An 18,228-nucleotide genomic window follows, 5' to 3' on the forward strand; every position below is an offset into this window, starting at 1 on the left:
CGGTGAATCCGCAGAGCCCGCAAGGCGAAACACAGCAGGCGAGCCCTTCGGGCGTTGCAGGCGGCCCGCGTCGATACGACGTGATCACCCTCTTCCCCGAGATGTTCGCCGCGCTCACCGGCAGCGGCATCACGCGGAGGGCGATCGATCGCGGGCTGTACGCGCTCGGGTTCCACAACCCGCGCGACTTCACCAGCGATCCGCATCGCACGGTGGACGACCGCCCCTACGGCGGCGGCCCCGGCATGGTGATGCTGGCCGAGCCGCTGATGCAGGCGATCCGCGCCGCACGCACGGCGCAGGAAAGGGCGCTCGGACGTAGCGGGCGGGTCATCTACCTGTCGCCGCAGGGGCGCAGGCTGGAGCAGGAGGTGGTGCTGGAACTCGCCGCCGAGCCCGCGCTGGTGTTGCTGTGCGGGCGCTACGAAGGCGTGGATCAGCGCCTGATCGACCGCGAGGTCGACGAAGAGCTTTCGCTCGGCGACTTCGTGCTGTCGGGCGGCGAGCTGCCGGCGATGGTGCTGCTCGACGCGATCGTGCGCCAGCTGCCCGGCGCACTGAACACCGCCGGCTCGGCGCAGGAGGATTCCTTCGCCGACGGCCTGCTGGACTGTCCGCACTACACGCGGCCGGAGCGGTACGAAGACGAACGCGTGCCCGAGGTGCTGTTGTCGGGCAACCATGCGGCAATCCGCCGCTGGCGCCTGAAGCAGTCGCTCGGCCGCACCTGGCTGCGCCGCCCCGACCTGCTCGCGGCGCGCCAGCTCAGCAAGACCGAATTGAAACTGCTTGAAGAGTTCAGGCAGGAGCAAGCCGGGACGCAGGACGCACTGGAACCCCAGCGCGGCTGAGCGTCCTTTCACAAACGGCGCGCATCAGGTTGCGACCTGCTCTGCGGCCAGGCCGGCGCAAGAGGCGAAGGCCGATAACATCGACGGAGTATCTGCAATGAACCTGCTTCAGCAACTCGAACAGGAAGAAATGGCCCGCGTCTCGCAGGGCAAGACCATCCCCGAGTTCGGTCCCGGCGACACCGTGATCGTCCAGGTGAAGGTCAAGGAAGGCAACCGCGAGCGTCTGCAGGCCTATGAAGGCGTGGTCATCGCCAAGCGCAACCGCGGCCTGAACTCCTCCTTCATCGTCCGCAAGATCTCCTCGGGCGAGGGCGTCGAGCGTACCTTCCAGACCTACTCGCCGCTGGTCGCCGGCGTCGAGGTCAAGCGTCGCGGTGACGTGCGTCGTGCCAAGCTGTACTACCTGCGCCAGCGCTCGGGCAAGTCGGCGCGCATCAAGGAAAAGCTGGACTACAAGGCCGCCGCCGCCAAGCGTGCCGCCCAGCAGCAACAGGAAGCCTGATCGCTCCGGCGTTCGCTTCATCGAAACGGGCCTTCGGGCCCGTTTTTTCGTTCACCGCAGCCGCGCGGCGGGGCTTGGCAGGCGCGGCCACGCCGGCCCGTCGATCGCGACTTGCGTCGCTCCTGCGGCGCGGCTGCGGCGCTGGGAGTCCGTTGCAGGAGCGACGCGAGTCGCGATTGCGACGCCTGGACACGCGCCGGGACGCCTCCTCCGTGGCCCCCTGCTCAGCGCCGTTCGACGCGATGCATGAGCCAGAACGCGGCCGCGAGGAAGATCAGGCTGGGCGTCAGCGCAGCCATGAAGGGCGGCCAGGCGTTGATCATGCCGAGGTTGGAGAACAGGCCGTTGAGGAGGTGGAAGCCCACGCCCAGCATCACCCCCATGAAGATGCGCGCGCTCGCGCCGCCCATGCGGTCGTGGATGAAACCGAAGGGCATCGCCAACGCCATCATCACCAACGCGGTGAAGGGGTAGATCAGCTTCTTCCACAGCGCGATCTCGAAGCGGTCGGCGTTCTGGTTGTTGTCGCGCAGGTGGTTGATGTAGGTCCACAGGCGACCGAAGGGCATGTGCTCGGGCGACACCATGAGCACCCCCAGCACCTCCGGCGTCAGCTCCGAACGCCAGCGGATTTCGGGCAGGCGCTCGATCTCGGTGCGATCGCCGTGGAAGCGCGTACGCTGCACGTCGAGCAGCTTCCACTCCCCGCTGCCGTCGAACACGCCGGTCGCCGCTTCGGCGATCGATTCGAGCGCGTAGTCTTCATCGAAGGCATAGATGCGCGCACCGCGCATGCTGCGGTCGGGCATCAGCGTGCGCACGTTGAGCACGAGCCGGCCGTCCTTCACCCACAGGCCCGAGCGCAGTTGCTGCGAGACGGTCGCCTGCGTGGCGGTGAGCTTCCACTCCTCCGCGGCGGCCTCCGCGGGCGGCGCCACGTATTCGCCGACCAGGAAGATCAGCACGGCGAACACTCCGCCGATCAGGCCGAGCACGCTCGTCAGCAGCGCGTTCGACATCCCCGAGGCTCGCATCACGGTGATCTCGGAGTTCTTCGCCAAGGTCGCCAGCGCATACAGGGTGCCGATCAGCACCGCGATCGGCATCAGCTCATACACCCGCGCCGGCAGGGTGAGTCCGACATACACCAGGGCCTGGTAGAGCGTGTAGCCGCCCTTGCCCACGTCCTCGAGCTCGTTGATGAAGTCGAAGAAGGCGAACAGGCCGAGAAAGGCCACCAGCACCAGCGCACTGGCGGCGAAGATCTCGCGCGCGAGATAGCGCAGCAGAACCGGACTCACCGGACTCCCCTCCTGCCGCCGGGCGACATCCTTCGGGAGGGCGCCGAGCGCCTCCCTTCGGGCGGCCGTGCGGGTGCGCTCATGCACGCCTCCGCCAGAACGGCGAGATCGCCAGGCGCTTGTGGAACATCAGCGCCAGCACCGCCAGCACCACCACGTGGGGCAGCAGCAATCCGGCCACGAAGGGCAGCTTGCCCTGCGCAACCCAGGACTGGAACACGGAAATCGCGTTGCTGTAGAGCAGGTACACGAGCAGCGCCACCAGCAGGTTGTTCGCACGCCCGGCGCGCGGATTGACGAAGGACAGCGGGATCGCCATCAAGGCCAGCAGCAACGCGACCGCCGGCACGCCGAAGCGGCCGACGAGTTCGCCGAGGCCGCGCGGCTCGGGCTGCGCGAGCAGCACCGCGGTCGGAAGCGCGCGGATGCGTGCCTGCTGGCCCGCGACCTGCTTCTGCTCGACCTGCACTTCGTAGCGATCGAACTCCATTACCCGGTACTCGGGCGTACCCGGGGTCCCGTCGTAGCGCCGCCCTTTCTCGAGCACGACAAACCGCCGGCCGTCCGCATCGCCGCGCAGGTAGCCTTCGGCCGAGGCGATCACCACCAACTGGCCGCTGCGGGTCTGCTCGCTGACGAAGACATTGCGCACCCGGCCATCCTCGCCGGCGCCGACCTCGACGAAGAACACCCGCTGCGCGCTCGCGGACTCGCGGAAGACGCCGGGCGCGACGCGATGGGTATCGTCGCGATTCTCCAGGCGCTCGCGGTATTCCGCGCTCTTCTGCTGTGACCACGGCGTCAGGTAGAGCGAGCCGCCACCGGCCACCAGCACGACGGGCAGCGCGAACATCAGGACCGGCCGGATCCAGGCGGTGAGGGGCACACCCGAGGCGAACCACACCACCATCTCGGAATCCCGGTAGCTGCGCGACAGCGACACCAGGATGGCGATGAACAAGGTGAGCGTCAGCACCGTGGGCAGCTGCGCAAGCGCGCCAAACCCGATCAGCGCCACCACGGCATCGGGCGGCACGCGCCCGCCCGCCGCCTGGCCGAGCAGGCGGATGAGCACGGTGGAGATCAGGATCGCGAACAGCGCCACGAAGACCGCGGCGGCCGTCTGCGCGAATTCCCGTTGCAGGGCGCGCCGGAAGATCATCGGGCGGGGGTCGATACCGGGATGAGGCCGGGCGGCAGGCCGCGGCGGATGTGGATGGGAAGCGTTTTTGACGCCCCGGTTGCGAACGCGCCATAATCTTCGGCAATCGAAACCAGGCATCCAAACAAGGAAAAACGCATGGAATTTACCATAAAGACCGGCAGCCCGGCCAAGCTCAAGACTGGCCTGCTGGTACTCGGCGCGTTTGCCGAAGGCCGTCTCCCCGCCCTCTCGGCCGCGGCCGACGGTGCTGCCGAAGGCCGCCTGGCCGCCCTGATCAAGCGTGGCGACCTCGAGGACAAGGCGGGCGCCACGCTGCTGGTGCATGACCTGCCCGGCGTGCACGCCGAGCGCGTGCTGCTGGTGAGCCTGGGCAAGCACGACGAGTTCGGCGACAAGGCGTACCGCGACGCGCTCGCCGCCGCGGCGAAGGCGATCTCCGCCGGGCCGGCGAAGGACGCCGTGGTCGCGCTCGCCGACGCAGAGCTCTCCGGTCGCGACATGGCGTGGCGGCTGCAGCAGGCCGCGCGCATCCTCGCCGACGGCGCCTACCGCTTCGACGCACTCAAGTCCGACAAGAAGACCCGGAAGGAGCGTGGCGCGAAGAAGCTCTGCCTGCTGGTGAGCTGCGAGCTCGGCGCCGAGCTCGACACCGCCGTCCTGCAGGGCCACGCGATCGCCAGCGGCATGGCGCTGGCGAAGGACCTCGGCAACCTGCCCGGCAACCACTGCACTCCCACCCACCTGGCGGAAACGGCCGAGTCCCTGGGCAAGCAGTACAAGTTCGACGTCGAGGTGCTCGAGCGCGACGACATGGAGAAGCTCGGCATGGGCTCCTTCCTGTCCGTGGCGCGCGGCTCGCACCAGCCGCCCAAGTTCATTGTCATGCACTACAAGGGCGGCAAGGCCAAGGCGAAGCCGGTCGTGCTCGTCGGCAAGGGCATCACCTTCGACACCGGCGGCATCTCGCTCAAACCCGCAGCCGAGATGGACGAGATGAAGTTCGACATGTGCGGCGCCGCGAGCGTGCTCGGCACCTTCAAGGCGGTCGCGCAGATGGGCCTGCCGATCAACCTGGTCGGCCTCGTCCCCACGACCGAGAACATGCCCGGCGGCGGCGCCACCAAGCCCGGCGACGTCGTCACTTCGATGTCGGGGCAGACCATCGAGGTGCTCAACACCGACGCCGAGGGCCGCCTGATCCTGTGCGACGCGCTCACCTACGCCGAGCGCTTCAAGCCCGAGTGCGTGATCGACATCGCCACGCTCACCGGCGCCTGCGTGGTCGCGCTCGGCAAGATCCCGAGCGGACTGCTCGCCAACGACGACGAGCTCGCCGCCGAGATCCTGCGCCGTGGCACCGAGTCGGGTGACCGCGCCTGGCAGCTGCCGCTGTGGGACGAATACCAGGAACTGCTCAAGAGCAACTTCGCCGACATGGGCAACATCGGCGGCCGTTACGCCGGCACGATCACCGCGGCCTGCTTCCTGTCGCGCTTCGCCAAGGCCTACAAGTGGGCCCACCTCGACATCGCCGGCACCGCCTGGGTGTCGGGCGATGCCAAGGGCGCGACCGGCCGCCCGGTGCCGCTGCTGAGCAGCTTCCTGATCGGGCGCGCCCGCGCCCATGCGGCCTGAGCGCCGGCCGGCGGCCGCCATGGCCCCGCGCGTGCAGTTCTATCACAACACCCCCGACCGCCTCGCGCTCGCGCACGAGCTGGCCGCCGGGGCGCACGCACGCGGCCGCAAGGTGGCACTGCGTTGCACCGACGCGACCCAGTTGCGCCGACTCGACCAGGCGCTATGGACCGCGGTGCCGCTCGACTTCGTGCCCCACGTCGGCGTCGGGTCGGCGCTGGCCGCGGAGACCCCGGTGGTGCTGGGCGCAGCCGGCGAGCCCTGCCCGTGGCCGCACGCCGACATGCTGTTCAACCTCGCCGACGACGTTCCCGCCGAGGCGGAAGGGTTTCGCATGGTCGTCGAGATCGTCGGCCGCGACGCCGCCGAAGTGCACGCCGCCCGCCTGCGCTGGGCCGCCTACCGGCAGCGCGGTTACGAACTGAAGGCCTTCGACGCCGAACGCAGGGTGGCGCTGTGAGAGGCTGGGAAGACGACTCCGACGACGAACTCGAGCGCGCCGACGACCTGCTCGGCCAGGCCGACGCGCTGCTGCGCCGCCATCGCGGGGACGCCACGCCAGCCTCCCCCCGCACACCATCGCCGGGCGGCGCGGGCCCCGCCGAGCCCGCCGATGCCGCGCCGGCGATCTCGCCCGCGACCATGCAGGCCTTCGACGACGACGACCTGCCGATCCTGACCGAGGTCGTCGACGACCTCGATCTGCCTGCGGAAATCTTCCAGCCGGTCGAGGCGCCGTTCGCGGCGGCCGCGGTGGCGAGCACGGCGGCCATGCCGTCCTTCGTGCGCAGCCTTGCAGCGGCGCAATTCACGCCTGCGGGGGAGCCTGCCGCGTCGACAGTGCGCGATGCAGCGCCGGAGCCCGTCACGCAGCCCGAACCGCCCGCGCCGCAGACACCCCACCCGCAGTCCGCGCCCTCCGCCGCCGAATCCGCGGCGGCATCGCCACCGGCACGGAGCGCCGCGGCGCAAGAGCAGCAGCTCGCCGAACGCCTGGTCGAGCTCGACACCGCGATCGCGCGCGAAATCGACGAATGGGCCGCGCGCGAGCTGCCGCAGATCATCGCCCGCGAACTCGAGCGCCTCGGCGAGCGCATCCAGGACGAAGCCCTCGCCCACCTGCGCGCCACGTTGCTGCCCGGGATCTCTGCACGCGTCAGCAGCCTGTTCGACGACCGTCCCCACGACGTTCCGCCTGCCCGGTAGGAGCGACGCGAGTCGCGAACGGGACCGCTGCCTTGTGCTGCGGCCGGACGGCCACCGCAATCGCGACTCGCGTCGCTCCCACGGCGGACCACCGCGGTTCGGCAGGGGAGAAGGGCGCGACACCGCCCCATGGCGCGCTCGTACCGGGGCGCCGGTGCTCCATCCGCTATAATCCGCGCTTTGCCTTCACGCGCGTAGAACACCATGGAACTGGCCAAGAGCTTCGAGCCCGCCGACATCGAACGTCGCTGGTACCCGGAATGGGAATCCCGCGGCTTTTTCGACGCCGGGCTCGACAAGTCGAACCCCGCCGCCTTCTGCATCCTGCTGCCGCCGCCCAACGTCACCGGCACGCTGCACATGGGGCACGGCTTCAACCAGACGATCATGGACGCGCTCACGCGCTACCACCGCATGCGCGGCGACAACACGCTGTGGCAGCCGGGCACCGACCACGCCGGCATCGCCACCCAGATCGTCGTCGAGCGCCAGCTCGACGCCCAGGGCGTCAGCCGCCACGACCTCGGCCGCGAGCGCTTCCTGGAGAAGGTGTGGGAGTGGAAGGAATACTCCGGCGGCACCATCACCCGCCAGATGCGCCGCCTCGGCACCAGCCCGGACTGGAAGCGCGAGCGCTTCACGATGGACGAGGGCCTGTCGCGCACCGTCACCGAGACCTTCGTGCGCCTCTACAACGAGGGCCTGATCTACCGCGGCAAGCGCCTGGTGAACTGGGACCCCAAGCTCGGCACCGCGGTGTCCGACCTCGAGGTGGTGTCGGAGGAAGAGGACGGCAAGCTCTACCACATCCTGTATCCGTTCTCCGACGGCCCCATCGGTGACCTGCAAGGCCTGACGGTCGCCACCACCCGCCCCGAGACCCTGCTCGGCGACGTCGCGGTGATGGTGCATCCCGAGGACGAGCGCTACGCCCACCTCATCGGCAAGACCGTCGAGCTGCCGCTCACCGGCCGTCATATCCCGATCATCGCCGACGACTACGTCGATCGCGAGTTCGGCACCGGCTGCGTGAAGGTCACGCCGGCGCACGACTTCAACGACTACGCGGTGGGCCAGCGCCACAAGCTCGACACCATCGTCGTGCTCACCCTCGAAGGCGCCGTGCCCGCGGTGGCCGAGCGCTACACCGCCGACGGCGTCACCCTGGAGGGTGTGCCGATGCCGGCGGGCGTCGTCGGGCTCGACCGCGTACCGGCGCGCGAGAAGGTGGTCGAGGCGCTCGAGGCGCTCGGCCTGCTGCTCGAGGTCAAGGCGCACAAGATGCAGGTGCCGCGCGGCGACCGCACCGGGGTCGTCATCGAGCCGATGCTGACCGATCAATGGTTCGTCGCCATGAGCAAGCCGGGCGCGGACGGCAGGTCGATCACCGACAAGGCGCTCGAGGTCGTGGCCTCGGGCGAGATCAAGTTCTACCCCGAGAACTGGGTCAACACCTACAACCAGTGGCTCAACAACATCCAGGACTGGTGCATCTCGCGCCAGCTGTGGTGGGGCCACCGCATCCCGGCCTGGTACGACGAGGAAGGCCGCATCTACGTCGCCACCTGCGAGGAAGAGGCGATCCGCGCCTGGAAGGCCGACCTGCAGCTCGGCATCGACGCCCTCGACGCCGAGGTGCAGACGCGCCAGCGCGAAGGCCAGACCGCCGAGCAATACCCCGAGATCGCCGAGCGCCTCGCCCTGCTCCACGCCCGCCACGACGCCGGCCGCCTGCGCCAGGAAGACGACGTGCTCGACACCTGGTACTCGTCCGCGCTGTGGCCGTTCTCCACGCTCGACTGGACCGCCGAGTGGCCGGAGAAGAGCAACGACGCGCTCGACCTCTACCTGCCCTCCACCGTGCTCGTCACCGGCTTCGACATCATCTTCTTCTGGGTCGCCCGCATGGTGATGATGACGAAGCACATCACCGGCAGGATCCCCTTCAAGCACGTGTATGTGCACGGCCTGATCCGCGATGCGGAAGGCCAGAAGATGAGCAAGTCCAAGGGCAACGTGCTCGACCCGATCGACCTCATCGACGGCATCGCGCTCGACGAACTCATCAAGAAGCGCACCTTCGGCCTGATGAACCCGAAGCAGGCGCAGAGCATCGAGAAGAAGACGCGCAAGGAATTCCCCGAGGGCATCCCCGCCTTCGGCACCGACGCGCTGCGCTTCACCTTCGCCTCGCTCGCCAGCCCTGGCCGCGACATCAAGTTCGACCTCGCGCGCTGCGAGGGCTACCGCAACTTCTGCAACAAGCTGTGGAACGCCACCCGCTTCGTGCTGATGAACTGCGAGGGCCAGGACTGCGGCATCGGCGAGACCGTCGCCTGCTCCACCGAGGTGCTCGACTTCTCCTTCGCCGACCGCTGGATCGTGTCGCGCCTGCAACGCACCGAGGCCGAGGTCGCAGAACACTTCGCGGCCTACCGCTTCGACCTGGTCGCGCGTGCGGTGTATGAGTTCGTCTGGGACGAGTACTGCGACTGGTACCTGGAGCTCGCCAAGGTGCAGATCCAGTCGGGCACCCCGGCGCAGCAGCGCGCCACCCGCCGCACGCTGCTGCGCGTGCTCGAGACCGTGCTGCGCCTGGCACACCCGCTGATCCCCTTCATCACCGAAGAACTCTGGCAGACGGTCGCCCCGCTCGCCGGGCGCAAGGAAGGCGACAGCATCATGCGCGCGCGCTACCCGCAGGCCGAGCCCAAGCGCATCGACGAGGCCTCCGAGGCCAAGGTCGCCGAGCTCAAGGCGATGATCTACGCCTGCCGCAACCTGCGCGGCGAGATGAACATCTCCCCGGCGCAGCGCCTGCCGCTGGTGGCCGCGGGCGACAAGGCGGCACTGGCGCTGTACGCGCCTTACCTCGCCGGCCTCGCCAAGCTCGCCGAGGTGCAGGTCGTGGACGAGATCGGCGCCGACGAGCTCGCCCCGGTCGCGGTCGCAGGCGAGACCCGCCTGATGCTGAAGGTGGAGATCGACGTCGCCGCCGAGCGCGAGCGTCTGGGCAAGGAGATCGCCCGCCTGGAGGGCGAGATCGCCAAGGCCGAAGGCAAGCTCGGCAACGCCAGCTTCGTAGACCGCGCGCCGGCCGCGGTGGTGCAGCAGGAACGCGACCGCCTGGCGGGCTTCAAGGCCACGGTGGGCAAGCTCAAGCCGCAGCTCGCCAAGCTGGGGGGCTGATGGCCGCACGGAGGGCGCGCGTGCATTCCGTTCAAATGCGCGTCGCGCTTCCTCCGACGCCGGAATCGCGACTTGCGTCGCTCCTACCAATGCCGTAGCGCTTCGCTTCCTCCAGCGCCGAAATCGCGACTTGCGTCGCTCCTACCGAAAGCGCCCGTGGGAGCGACGCGAGTCGCGATGCGGCGCCCCAGCCCGCGCGGAACTCCGGCAAGCGCCGAAAACTACTTCCGCTTCAGGAAGAACTCGTAGGCCTTGTCGGACGTTTCACCCTGGCCGAGCAACTCGTTGCCGGTCTGGCGCGCAAACGCCTGGAAATCCTTGATCGACCCGGGATCGGTCGCCAGCACGCGGACGATCTGTCCGCTCTGCATCTCGGACAGCATCTTCTTGGCCCGCAGGATCGGTAGCGGGCAGTTGAGCCCGCGCGCATCCACTTCCTTGTCGTATCTCATCCCCGCTCCCTGGTTGGGTCGTGTTGAAGGCGGCCGATTCTAAAGGATGGCATTGCGCCCCGGAAGGCGCGCCCGTCACGCTGCGCGACATGCGGCGCGAGGTCGTTCAGCGCTCGCGCTTTTCCTCGAGCAGGCGCTGCTTGAGCTCGCGCAGGCGCGCATCCACCGCCGACAGGGTATAGAAGTCGCCATCGCTGGCCCTGCGCGCGATCTCAAGCTGCTCGATCGCGGCCGGCAGGCTGCCGCGCAGGTAGTACACCTCGGCCTGGGTGCGGTGCTGCTCGGTGCGCTGTCCGAGGGCCGCGTAGGCGCGCGACAGCAGCTGCCACAGGCGCGGATCACCGCTGCGGTTGTCGATGCGGCGGCGCAGTTCGGTCGCGGCGACGTCCGCCCGTCCGCCGAGGATGCGCGCATCGGCGAGCGCGTAGCTCACGCTGCGGCTGGACGGAAACTGCTTCTGCGCGGCCTCGAGGATGCGGATCGCGCCCCCGGCGTCGTTGCGCGCGAGACGGATCTCCGCCGCCAGCCCCTCGACCCAGGCCAGGCCCGCCGCCTTCGCGCGCAGCGGCTGCAGGCGGGCCTCGGCCTCGTCGAGGCGACCGGCGCGCATCAGCGCACGGGCGAGACCGTAGGCGAGCGCCTCGTCCTTGGGCTCGCGCGCGAGGCGGTCCTCCAGCTCCTGCACCGCCTCGGCGGGCTGGCCGGCGTTGGCGCGCAGCTTGGCACGCGCGAAGCGGAAATCCGCCGAGTCCGGCACCTGGCGATAGCGCATCGCCGCGACGCGGTTCTCCATGTCGGCGATGCGCTCGGTGGTCAGCGGGTGGGTGCGCAGGTAAGCCGGCGCGTTGTTCTCGTACACACGCGTGTTGCGTTGCAGGCGCTCGAAGAAGCCGGGCATGCCGCGCACGTCGAGCCCGGCCTTGTCCAGGGTCTCGAGGCCGGCGCGGTCGGCCTCGCGCTCGAAGGCGCGGGTGTAGCCGAGTTGGGACTGGATCGCCCCGGCCTGGCCGGCAGCGATCGCCGCGGTGCTGACATCCGAGTTGCTGCGCGCGGCCAGCACCGCGACCAGCATCGAGGCGATCATCAGCATCGCCGACTGGCTCTGCTTGCCGACGATCTGCGCGATGTGGCGCTGGGTGACGTGGGCGATCTCGTGGCCGAGCACCGAGGCGAACTCGGACTCGCCCTCCGCCGCCAGGATCAGCCCGGTGTGCACGCCGATGAAGCCGCCCGGCAGCGCGAAGGCGTTGAGCGTGGCGTCGCGCACGACGAAGAAGTCGAAGTCGAGTCCCGGGTTGTTGCTCACCGCGGCGAGGCGCTGGCCGAGGCGGTTCACGTACTCCTCGACCTCCGCATCGTCGAGATAGGCCGCGTCACGCCAGCGGATCTCGCGGATGATCTGTTCGCCGATCTTGCGTTCGGCCGCGGGAGAGAGTTCGGACGCGGCCACGTCGCCGAGATCGGGCAGATCGGCGGCGAGCACGGGGGCCGGCGCAGGCAGGGCCAGCGCGAGGCTGAGCAGCAGGGCGAGGGGTCGGCGCATCATCGGATGCTATGATACCCGCCGATCCGCGCCCGTTCCCCCGCCGATGTATCGACGTGTAGCGGCGCCTCCCGCCGCGTGGCGATTGCCGCCGCGGCACACCCGCATCTTCTGCCCTGCCCCACCATGAGCACTCCGGAATCCAGTCCGCTGACCCACTTCGACGCCGACGGCCAGGCCCACATGGTCGACGTCGGTGCCAAGGCCGAAACCCGCCGCGTCGCGGTCGCCACCGGCCGCATCCACATGCTGCCCGCCACCTTCGACATGGTGAAGTCGGGCAGCGCGAAGAAGGGCGACGTGCTCGGCATCGCCCGCATCGCCGCGATCCAGGCCTCCAAGCGCACCAGCGAGCTGATCCCGCTCTGCCACCCCATCCCGCTCACCCGCGTCGCGGTCGAGTTCGAGCTCGACGCGGCCGCGCACGCCATCCGCTGCACGGTCACCGCCGAGACCGTCGGCCGCACCGGCGTCGAGATGGAGGCGCTCACCGCGGTCAACGTCGGCCTGCTCACCATCTACGACATGTGCAAGGCGGTGGACCGCGGCATGCGCATGGAGGGCATCCAGCTGATGGAGAAGCTGGGCGGCAAGTCGGGGCACTGGAAGGCGTGAGGCTAAAGCACTGATTTTGCTGGGAGGCTGTTGAACCCTGAAGCTTGATCGGTTGGCCTCCAAACCCGACACCCGAGCGCAGCACCCCAACCAAATCGGCGTTCTGTCCATCGTTTGTCCAACTGGGGGCAACGATGGCATCAATCAGGCAACGCGGGAACAGGTGGCAATGTCGCGTCACACGGCACGGCTTCCCGCCCGAAACCAAGTCCTTCGCAACGAAGGCGGACGCGGAAACATGGGCACGATCCATCGAAGTCGAGATGGACAAGGGCGTCCATCAGAACCGTGCATCAGTCGAGCGAACAACGCTTGCAGACATCCTGCTGCGGTACGCCGAAGAGGTCACGCCCTGCAAGAAGGGGGCGAAGGATGAAGCCATCCGGCTGAACGCCCTGCGGGCAAACAAGCTCGCCAAGCATTCACTGGCAAACCTCAGCGCCGCAGCGGTGGCGAAGTTCCGCGACGAGCGTTTGAAGACCGTATCGGCGGGAACCGTGCTGCGTGACCTCGCCCTGATTTCGTCGGTCCTGAACCATGCGCGCAGGGAATGGGGCTTCCCGGTTGAAAACGCCGTTCAGGCGATCCGTAAGCCCCGCCAGCCTCAAGGGCGGGAACGCGTGCTATCGCACGACGAAGAAGCCCGCCTGCTGGCCGCATCGGCCCCTATCGGGCGTCGTAGTCCCTGGCTCCAGCCGATCATCATCCTTGCACTGGAAACGGCCATGCGGCGCGGCGAACTGCTTGCGCTGCGGTGGGAGCATGTCAGCCTCGACAAGCGCACCGCCCTACTTCCCGACACCAAAAACGGCACACGACGCCTTGTGCCGCTTTCACCCCGCGCAATCGACACCCTCAAGCACATGCCGCGCGCCATTGATGGGCGCGTGTTCCCAATCTCGGAACCAGCCCTGCACCTGCGGTTCAAGCTGGCGTGCGACCGAGCGGGAATCGACGGGCTCCACTTCCACGACTTGCGACACACGGCAACCACCAGACTTGCCGAGAAGCTGACCAACCTTGCGGAGTTGTCCGCCGTGACCGGACACAAATCGCTCCAGATGCTGAAGCGGTACTACCACCCCAACGCCGAAGCACTCGCGGAAAAGCTGGCGCGACACGGTTAAGCACAGGGCGGGGTTCGACGTGATTTTGTAAACTTCTGTTTTTTCGATGATTTCAAAACTTAACGAACCCCGTGCGCTCCAGTATGCTGTGTCGCATACGACATCACCACCATTCAGGGTGCATCGTGACAAACGGGCAGAACGACGAACGCGGCAAGAGCGGCAAGATTAATGTGATGGTGCCCCTGTCGATCCTCAAGCAAGCAGCCGAGGCCGACGCCCTCATCCGTGAGATCGAGCGGGAAACGGCAAAGCGTGGGGGACGACCAAGGACCACTGCACCGAAGCCCATGAAATATGTGGGATTCATCGCTGACACGCAGGAAGAAACCGACGCTCGCATGCAAATTCTGGAGCGCGTAGCCGGAGCGCGCGGACCTGGGAAGAAACGCCGAGGACAGGAACGCATGGCGTTTTGTGCAGACCTGATCACCTGCTTTCTGGAACTAAGGCTCAGGGGCATCAAGCCACCGCGAGGTGGCAGCCTGTCCGTAAAAGCGTTCGTGTTCGGTGTGGCCGACGTGCTGATCAGGCATGGCGAAATGGACGAAAACGACTACGCCGCGACCGTGAAAAACAGCGACAGACGCAGGACACTCGGACGTAAGCACGCTGATCTATTTGGCGACATCATCCGCGAAATCGAAGAAAGATACCCCAGTTAAATAGTGAAACTCTTATAGCGCGGGGCGCCGGGTTCTATCTTCCTCACGTCGATATGACGCTACACCTTGAGGAACTAGGACATGCAAACTGAGACGACCAGCGCAACCCCGCGCCACCACACCCCCGCAAAGAACGGCGCGCAGCAACTGCGCACGCACTTGGGGGTGCCCGAAAATCCGGCCCACCAGCGCCCCGAAAAAAACCACGTGCAACTCCTGCGCGAATGCCTCCGCGTGAAGGGTGTCGCCGCATTCCTGGGGTGCGGAGTCGCCACCGTGTGGCGCCGCACGAAGGACGACCCCACGTTCCCGAAGCCCATCAAGTTGTCGGAGCGGGTCACGGTCTGGAAGCTCTCCGAGATCGAAGCATGGGTCGACTCGCGCCGTATGCAAAGCACGGTTGCCGCTTGACGCTCCCCCAAAAACAAAAACGCCTGCCGGGATCACCCGAGCAGGCGGAAGGACTTCACATGCCCGCCATTATACCCCAGACCGAAGAACGCCCCGCCCCCCGCGTTGCGGTGGCTATTTACGCGAACGAAAAGCAGCCTTCACCGAAGCGTCACGGCTTGGTCGGTTGGGAGCGCTTCGAACCGCGCCTTTTGAACCACGACATCCGGGCCGAGAAATCCGGACTGGCCTTCGGCCCCTACTCGCTCACCCACGGCGGAACCCGCCGAAATTCTGACGTGGAAGCGCTTTCGATGCTGGTCACGGACTCGGATGACGGCGTTTCGTTTGGTGAGCTTGCTGCGCGTTTTGCGGGCCTTCAAGCGGCGATCTACACGACGCACAGCCACAGCCCGGACAAGACGAAAGCGCGGGTCGTAGCGCCTCTGTTGAGGCCGGTACCCGTGAAGGACTGGCGCGCCTTCTTGGAGGGAGCGAAAGCGCATTTCGGCACCGACATCTTCGACCCGGCGACAAAGGACGCCGCGCGCCTGTATTACTTCCCCAGTTGTCCGCCCGAGATGGCCGAGCATCGCCGGTCGATGCGCCTGGAGGGCGCGTTCCTTGACCCGCAGCCCTTCATTGAACGGGGGCGCGAGATCCTTGCACCTTCGACACCGACGGGGGCGCCTGCGCACCTCGCGAGCGTGGCAATCAGTAACGAATGGTCAACAGGACGGTCCGCGCTTCCTGAGCCGGAAACCCGGGAGAACGTTGAACGGCTTCGGTCCGCCGCTGCGGCCATTCCTTCCTCGAAAGCGAAGGGCTGCACACGCGACATTTACTTGACCGTGCTCTGGGGGTTCGCCGCGACAGGCTGGAACTGCGCCGAAGAACTCGCGCGCGAGTGGTGTATGACCAGCCCTGAGGACTTCGACGAGGACGATTTCGGCAAGGACTGGCGATCCTACGACGCCCAGCGGACCGAGCGAATCGGGATGGGGTCGGTATTCAAGCTCGCTGAACAGAACGGTTGGGTAGATCCTCGCCACGTCGTCAATTCGACAAAGCAGCCCACGCCCGACATTGCGCAGACCCTCAACGATACGTCGAACGCGGAACGCTTTGTAAGGGCGTGCGGCGAACGCCTTCGTTACGTCGTCGAGCTGCGTATCTGGCTGGTCTGGCACGAAGGACACTGGCGCTACGACCGCAAGGGACAGATTGTCGAGCTTGCGAAACGGGTCGCAACCCGGATGTTCTCCGACGCTGGCGAACTGGCGACAGCAGCGGACCGGAATGCGCTTTTCAAGTGGGCGAACGCAAGCCTTCAACTTCCACGCCTCGAAGCAATGGTCAAGCTCGCGCAAGCCCCCTTGGCCGTCTCAGTGTCGGAACTTGATGCCGACCCCTGGTTGCTGGGCGTGAAAAACGGTGTCGTCGAATTGCGGACGGGCACGTTTCGCCAAAGCCGCCCGGAAGACCTGATTACGAAGATCGCAAACGTTGAATATGTGGCGGGCGCCACCTGCCCCACTTGGGAAGCGATGCTCGACGGGTGCATGGGAGGTAACAGGCAACTCGCGGACTTCATCCAGCGTGCGGCGGGATACACCTTGACCGGATCGACGAGCGAACAGGTTTTCTTCTTCGCTTACGGCGTAGGTGCGAACGGCAAGAGCACGGTAATCAATGCGCTGCGGGAAATCATGGGCGGTCACGGGCTGCAGTCGCAACCCGAAGTCATCATGGCACAACGCAACACGAACCCGAGTGGCCCGACTCCGGAGCTTGCAAGGCTCGCGGGCGTGCGCATGGTCGCGATGGTCGAAACCGAAGACGGGCAACGCCTTCACGAATCGAGGGTTAAGCAGATGTCCGGGGGTGACGCCATGACCGCGCGTGTTCTGCACGGCGAGCCGTTCGACTTCGTCCCGAAATTCAAACTGTGGCTCGCTGGAAACCATCGACCCGTTATCCGTGGTGACGATCACGGAATCTGGCGCCGGATCGTGCTGATCCCCTTCTTGGTAACGATCCCTCCGGAGAAGCGAGACAGGATGCTGGCCGAAAAGCTCCGCGATGAATATCCGGGGGTGCTGAACTGGCTGATTCGCGGTTGCCTTGAGTGGCAGCGTGTCGGGCTCGACCTCCCATCCGACGTTGTGCGCGAGGTGGATCAGTACAAGTCCGATATGGACCTGATCGCCCAATGGCTCGATGAGCAGTGCAGTGTTGGCCCGGCGATGCGGTGCCGCGCTCGAAGCGCGTATCAGGACTATTCGACGTGGGCCAAGGACGGCGGACACCAAGTCATTACCGAGGTTCGATTCGCGCAGAAGCTCGATGAGCGCGGTTTTACGAAGCGCAAGGAACGGCAGGGAATGATCTATCTCGGTCTCACGCCGCGTCAGGGAAGTTTGGTGTGACCGCTCTGCGCAGGGTTGTGCAGGGTTGCGGTCGTTTTCAATGTTTTTCTCTATAGAAATTTCATTCTGCTCAAACCTTAAAAAACCCTCAAACCCTGCACACCCCTGCACACCACATCTGGAGAACTGTAAATGAGTAAACAGCAACGCGCTTTCGTCACGGCCATGCTCGCAGAGATCCCGCAACCCGAGCAGATCGCCCAACAACACACCGCAGCCCAGCAACGTCAGGCAGTCGAAAAGGAACGTCGATGGCGTGACCGCCTCACCCCCTTGGATGACCGCCTGCGCAAGGTCCTCGACGACATCCCGGACAGCATCAAGGCCGAAGGCATCAGACTGCCGCCGCTGGTTCATCAGCTGATCGGGCGCACACGACAACACCCTTCAGCGGGCGACGTCGGCAAGGCGCTGCGCCGACTCGGATGGCGTCGAAAACGTGACTGGTCAAACGGTGACGAAGGCTACCCCGCCGTCTGGTATCCCCCCAACAACCAAGCATGAGAACGACAACGATGAACTACCCCAACCTCGCCGCTGCGGTCGCCACCCGCTACCCCAACGCCAACGAGCGAACCCGCGACCGCCTGTGCCGCAGCGCACTGCATGAAACCGCGCATCTGTTCGTGGCGCGCCTCGTCGATGCCAACCCCTACACCCTCAGAATCCAGCGCTCCGGCGCTGGATGGATTCATGTTCATTCGTACGACGAGCGCGAAATCCTGATCAGCCTTGCCGGGGTGGCAATGGAGTATCGGATCGAGGGAGACTATTCGCGAGAACTTCCGGCAACATTTGACGACTTCAACGACGCGGAACGCTGGTGCATGGAACTGTGGGACATCGAGCGCCCCGGCATCATTGCCGGAAAAATCCTCCGCGACTTGGTCACGATGTACGGATGGCCCGACGTGTGGCGACTGATCGAAGAGACAGCAGTACGGGCGATCACCAAGGCCCGCAAGACGGACGGCATTCTGAGCGCGGATAAGACAGACGCTGTGTGCAAATGGCTCGATGGTGAGCTGAAACGCTCCGGCCTTGGTGAGGAACTCAGCCCGCTGCGCAACCGGGTAAGGCTGACCGCGACAGATACACAGAAGACTGTGTGAAACTCAAAGCAGCTTCAGCTCGCCGCAGGCGCTAATCACCAAG

At 66.5% G+C, this 18,228-nt stretch carries 17 protein-coding genes; 13 read left to right on the forward strand and 4 right to left on the reverse strand.

The features are described 5' to 3' along the window. Positions 1 to 80: 80 nt before the first annotated feature. Both trmD and rplS read left to right on the forward strand, forming a co-directional pair. The gene (gene trmD, locus TMZ1T_RS13280; RefSeq protein ID WP_004300528.1) at positions 81 to 851 is read left to right on the forward strand and encodes a tRNA (guanosine(37)-N1)-methyltransferase TrmD; all 771 of its coding nucleotides are present in this window, start codon (positions 81 to 83) and stop codon (positions 849 to 851) included. A 97-nt stretch (positions 852 to 948) separates the two neighbouring features. After that, a complete protein-coding gene (gene rplS / locus TMZ1T_RS13285) occupies positions 949 to 1,356 on the forward strand; it encodes a 50S ribosomal protein L19 (RefSeq protein WP_004300527.1) in 408 nt (135 codons plus the stop codon). Between the two features lie 224 nt (positions 1,357 to 1,580). On the opposite strand, the gene lptG is transcribed toward rplS, so the two are convergent. Together lptG and lptF are read right to left on the reverse strand one after the other, a co-directional pair. Then, positions 1,581 to 2,657, reverse strand: a complete 1,077-nt coding sequence (gene lptG / locus TMZ1T_RS13290) for an LPS export ABC transporter permease LptG (protein ID WP_004300525.1) — start codon at positions 2,655 to 2,657, stop codon at positions 1,581 to 1,583. 79 nt (positions 2,658 to 2,736) lie between these two features. Beyond that, complete coding sequence (gene lptF, locus TMZ1T_RS13295) at positions 2,737 to 3,819, reverse strand: LPS export ABC transporter permease LptF (RefSeq protein WP_004300523.1); 1,083 nt, start codon at positions 3,817 to 3,819, stop codon at positions 2,737 to 2,739. 138 nt (positions 3,820 to 3,957) lie between these two features. On the opposite strand from lptF, the gene TMZ1T_RS13300 reads away from it, so the two are divergent. The 4 genes from TMZ1T_RS13300 (at position 3,958) to TMZ1T_RS13315 (ending at position 9,852) form a co-directional block, all read left to right on the forward strand. Further along, positions 3,958 to 5,457 (forward strand): leucyl aminopeptidase, encoded by a 1,500-nt coding sequence (locus TMZ1T_RS13300; protein ID WP_004300522.1) that lies wholly within the window; start codon positions 3,958 to 3,960, stop codon positions 5,455 to 5,457. 19 nt (positions 5,458 to 5,476) lie between these two features. Further along, positions 5,477 to 5,917, forward strand: a complete 441-nt coding sequence (locus TMZ1T_RS13305; protein WP_004300521.1) for a DNA polymerase III subunit chi — start codon at positions 5,477 to 5,479, stop codon at positions 5,915 to 5,917. Continuing rightward, positions 5,914 to 6,663 carry a hypothetical protein gene (locus TMZ1T_RS13310; protein WP_004300520.1) on the forward strand — a complete coding sequence of 250 codons (750 nt, stop codon included), beginning with the start codon at positions 5,914 to 5,916 and terminating at the stop codon, positions 6,661 to 6,663. Before TMZ1T_RS13305 ends, TMZ1T_RS13310 begins: the two co-directional genes overlap by 4 nt. A 204-nt stretch (positions 6,664 to 6,867) precedes the next feature. Further along, the gene (locus tag TMZ1T_RS13315; RefSeq protein ID WP_012585663.1) at positions 6,868 to 9,852 is read left to right on the forward strand and encodes a valine--tRNA ligase; all 2,985 of its coding nucleotides are present in this window, start codon (positions 6,868 to 6,870) and stop codon (positions 9,850 to 9,852) included. Positions 9,853 to 10,073: 221 nt separating this feature from the next. Here the strand turns inward: TMZ1T_RS13315 and TMZ1T_RS13320 are convergent, their stop codons facing one another. Then, positions 10,074 to 10,304 (reverse strand): sulfurtransferase TusA family protein, encoded by a 231-nt coding sequence (locus TMZ1T_RS13320; protein ID WP_004300518.1) that lies wholly within the window; start codon positions 10,302 to 10,304, stop codon positions 10,074 to 10,076. Positions 10,305 to 10,410: 106 nt separating this feature from the next. After that, the gene (locus TMZ1T_RS13325) at positions 10,411 to 11,850 is read right to left on the reverse strand and encodes a M48 family metalloprotease (RefSeq protein ID WP_012585664.1); all 1,440 of its coding nucleotides are present in this window, start codon (positions 11,848 to 11,850) and stop codon (positions 10,411 to 10,413) included. Between the two features lie 123 nt (positions 11,851 to 11,973). On the opposite strand from TMZ1T_RS13325, the gene moaC reads away from it, so the two are divergent. The 7 genes from moaC to TMZ1T_RS13355 all read left to right on the forward strand — a co-directional run bounded on the left by moaC (position 11,974) and on the right by TMZ1T_RS13355 (position 18,185). Further along, positions 11,974 to 12,462: a cyclic pyranopterin monophosphate synthase MoaC gene (moaC, locus tag TMZ1T_RS13330; RefSeq protein ID WP_012585665.1), complete on the forward strand. Its 489-nt coding sequence runs from the start codon at positions 11,974 to 11,976 to the stop codon at positions 12,460 to 12,462. Between the two features lie 263 nt (positions 12,463 to 12,725). Then, on the forward strand, positions 12,726 to 13,589 hold the full coding sequence (locus TMZ1T_RS13335; protein WP_144312168.1) for a tyrosine-type recombinase/integrase: 864 nt from the start codon (positions 12,726 to 12,728) through the stop codon (positions 13,587 to 13,589). A gap of 125 nt (positions 13,590 to 13,714) precedes the next feature. Next, positions 13,715 to 14,254, forward strand: coding sequence for a hypothetical protein (locus TMZ1T_RS13340; RefSeq protein ID WP_144312169.1), 540 nt, complete (start codon positions 13,715 to 13,717; stop codon positions 14,252 to 14,254). Between the two features lie 81 nt (positions 14,255 to 14,335). Further along, positions 14,336 to 14,665: a helix-turn-helix transcriptional regulator gene (locus TMZ1T_RS20620; protein ID WP_012585668.1), complete on the forward strand. Its 330-nt coding sequence runs from the start codon at positions 14,336 to 14,338 to the stop codon at positions 14,663 to 14,665. Continuing rightward, complete coding sequence (locus TMZ1T_RS20295) at positions 14,662 to 17,073, forward strand: DNA primase family protein (protein ID WP_187283004.1); 2,412 nt, start codon at positions 14,662 to 14,664, stop codon at positions 17,071 to 17,073. Before TMZ1T_RS20620 ends, TMZ1T_RS20295 begins: the two co-directional genes overlap by 4 nt. Positions 17,074 to 17,205: 132 nt before the next feature. After that, entirely contained in the window at positions 17,206 to 17,577 is a 372-nt protein-coding gene (locus TMZ1T_RS21125; protein WP_012585670.1) for a hypothetical protein, read from the forward strand. Positions 17,578 to 17,588: 11 nt separating this feature from the next. Next, complete coding sequence (locus TMZ1T_RS13355) at positions 17,589 to 18,185, forward strand: hypothetical protein (RefSeq protein ID WP_012585671.1); 597 nt, start codon at positions 17,589 to 17,591, stop codon at positions 18,183 to 18,185. Positions 18,186 to 18,228 lie beyond the last annotated feature (43 nt).

Source organism: Thauera aminoaromatica (assembly GCF_000021765.1).
GTDB lineage: Bacteria > Pseudomonadota > Gammaproteobacteria > Burkholderiales > Rhodocyclaceae > Thauera > Thauera aminoaromatica.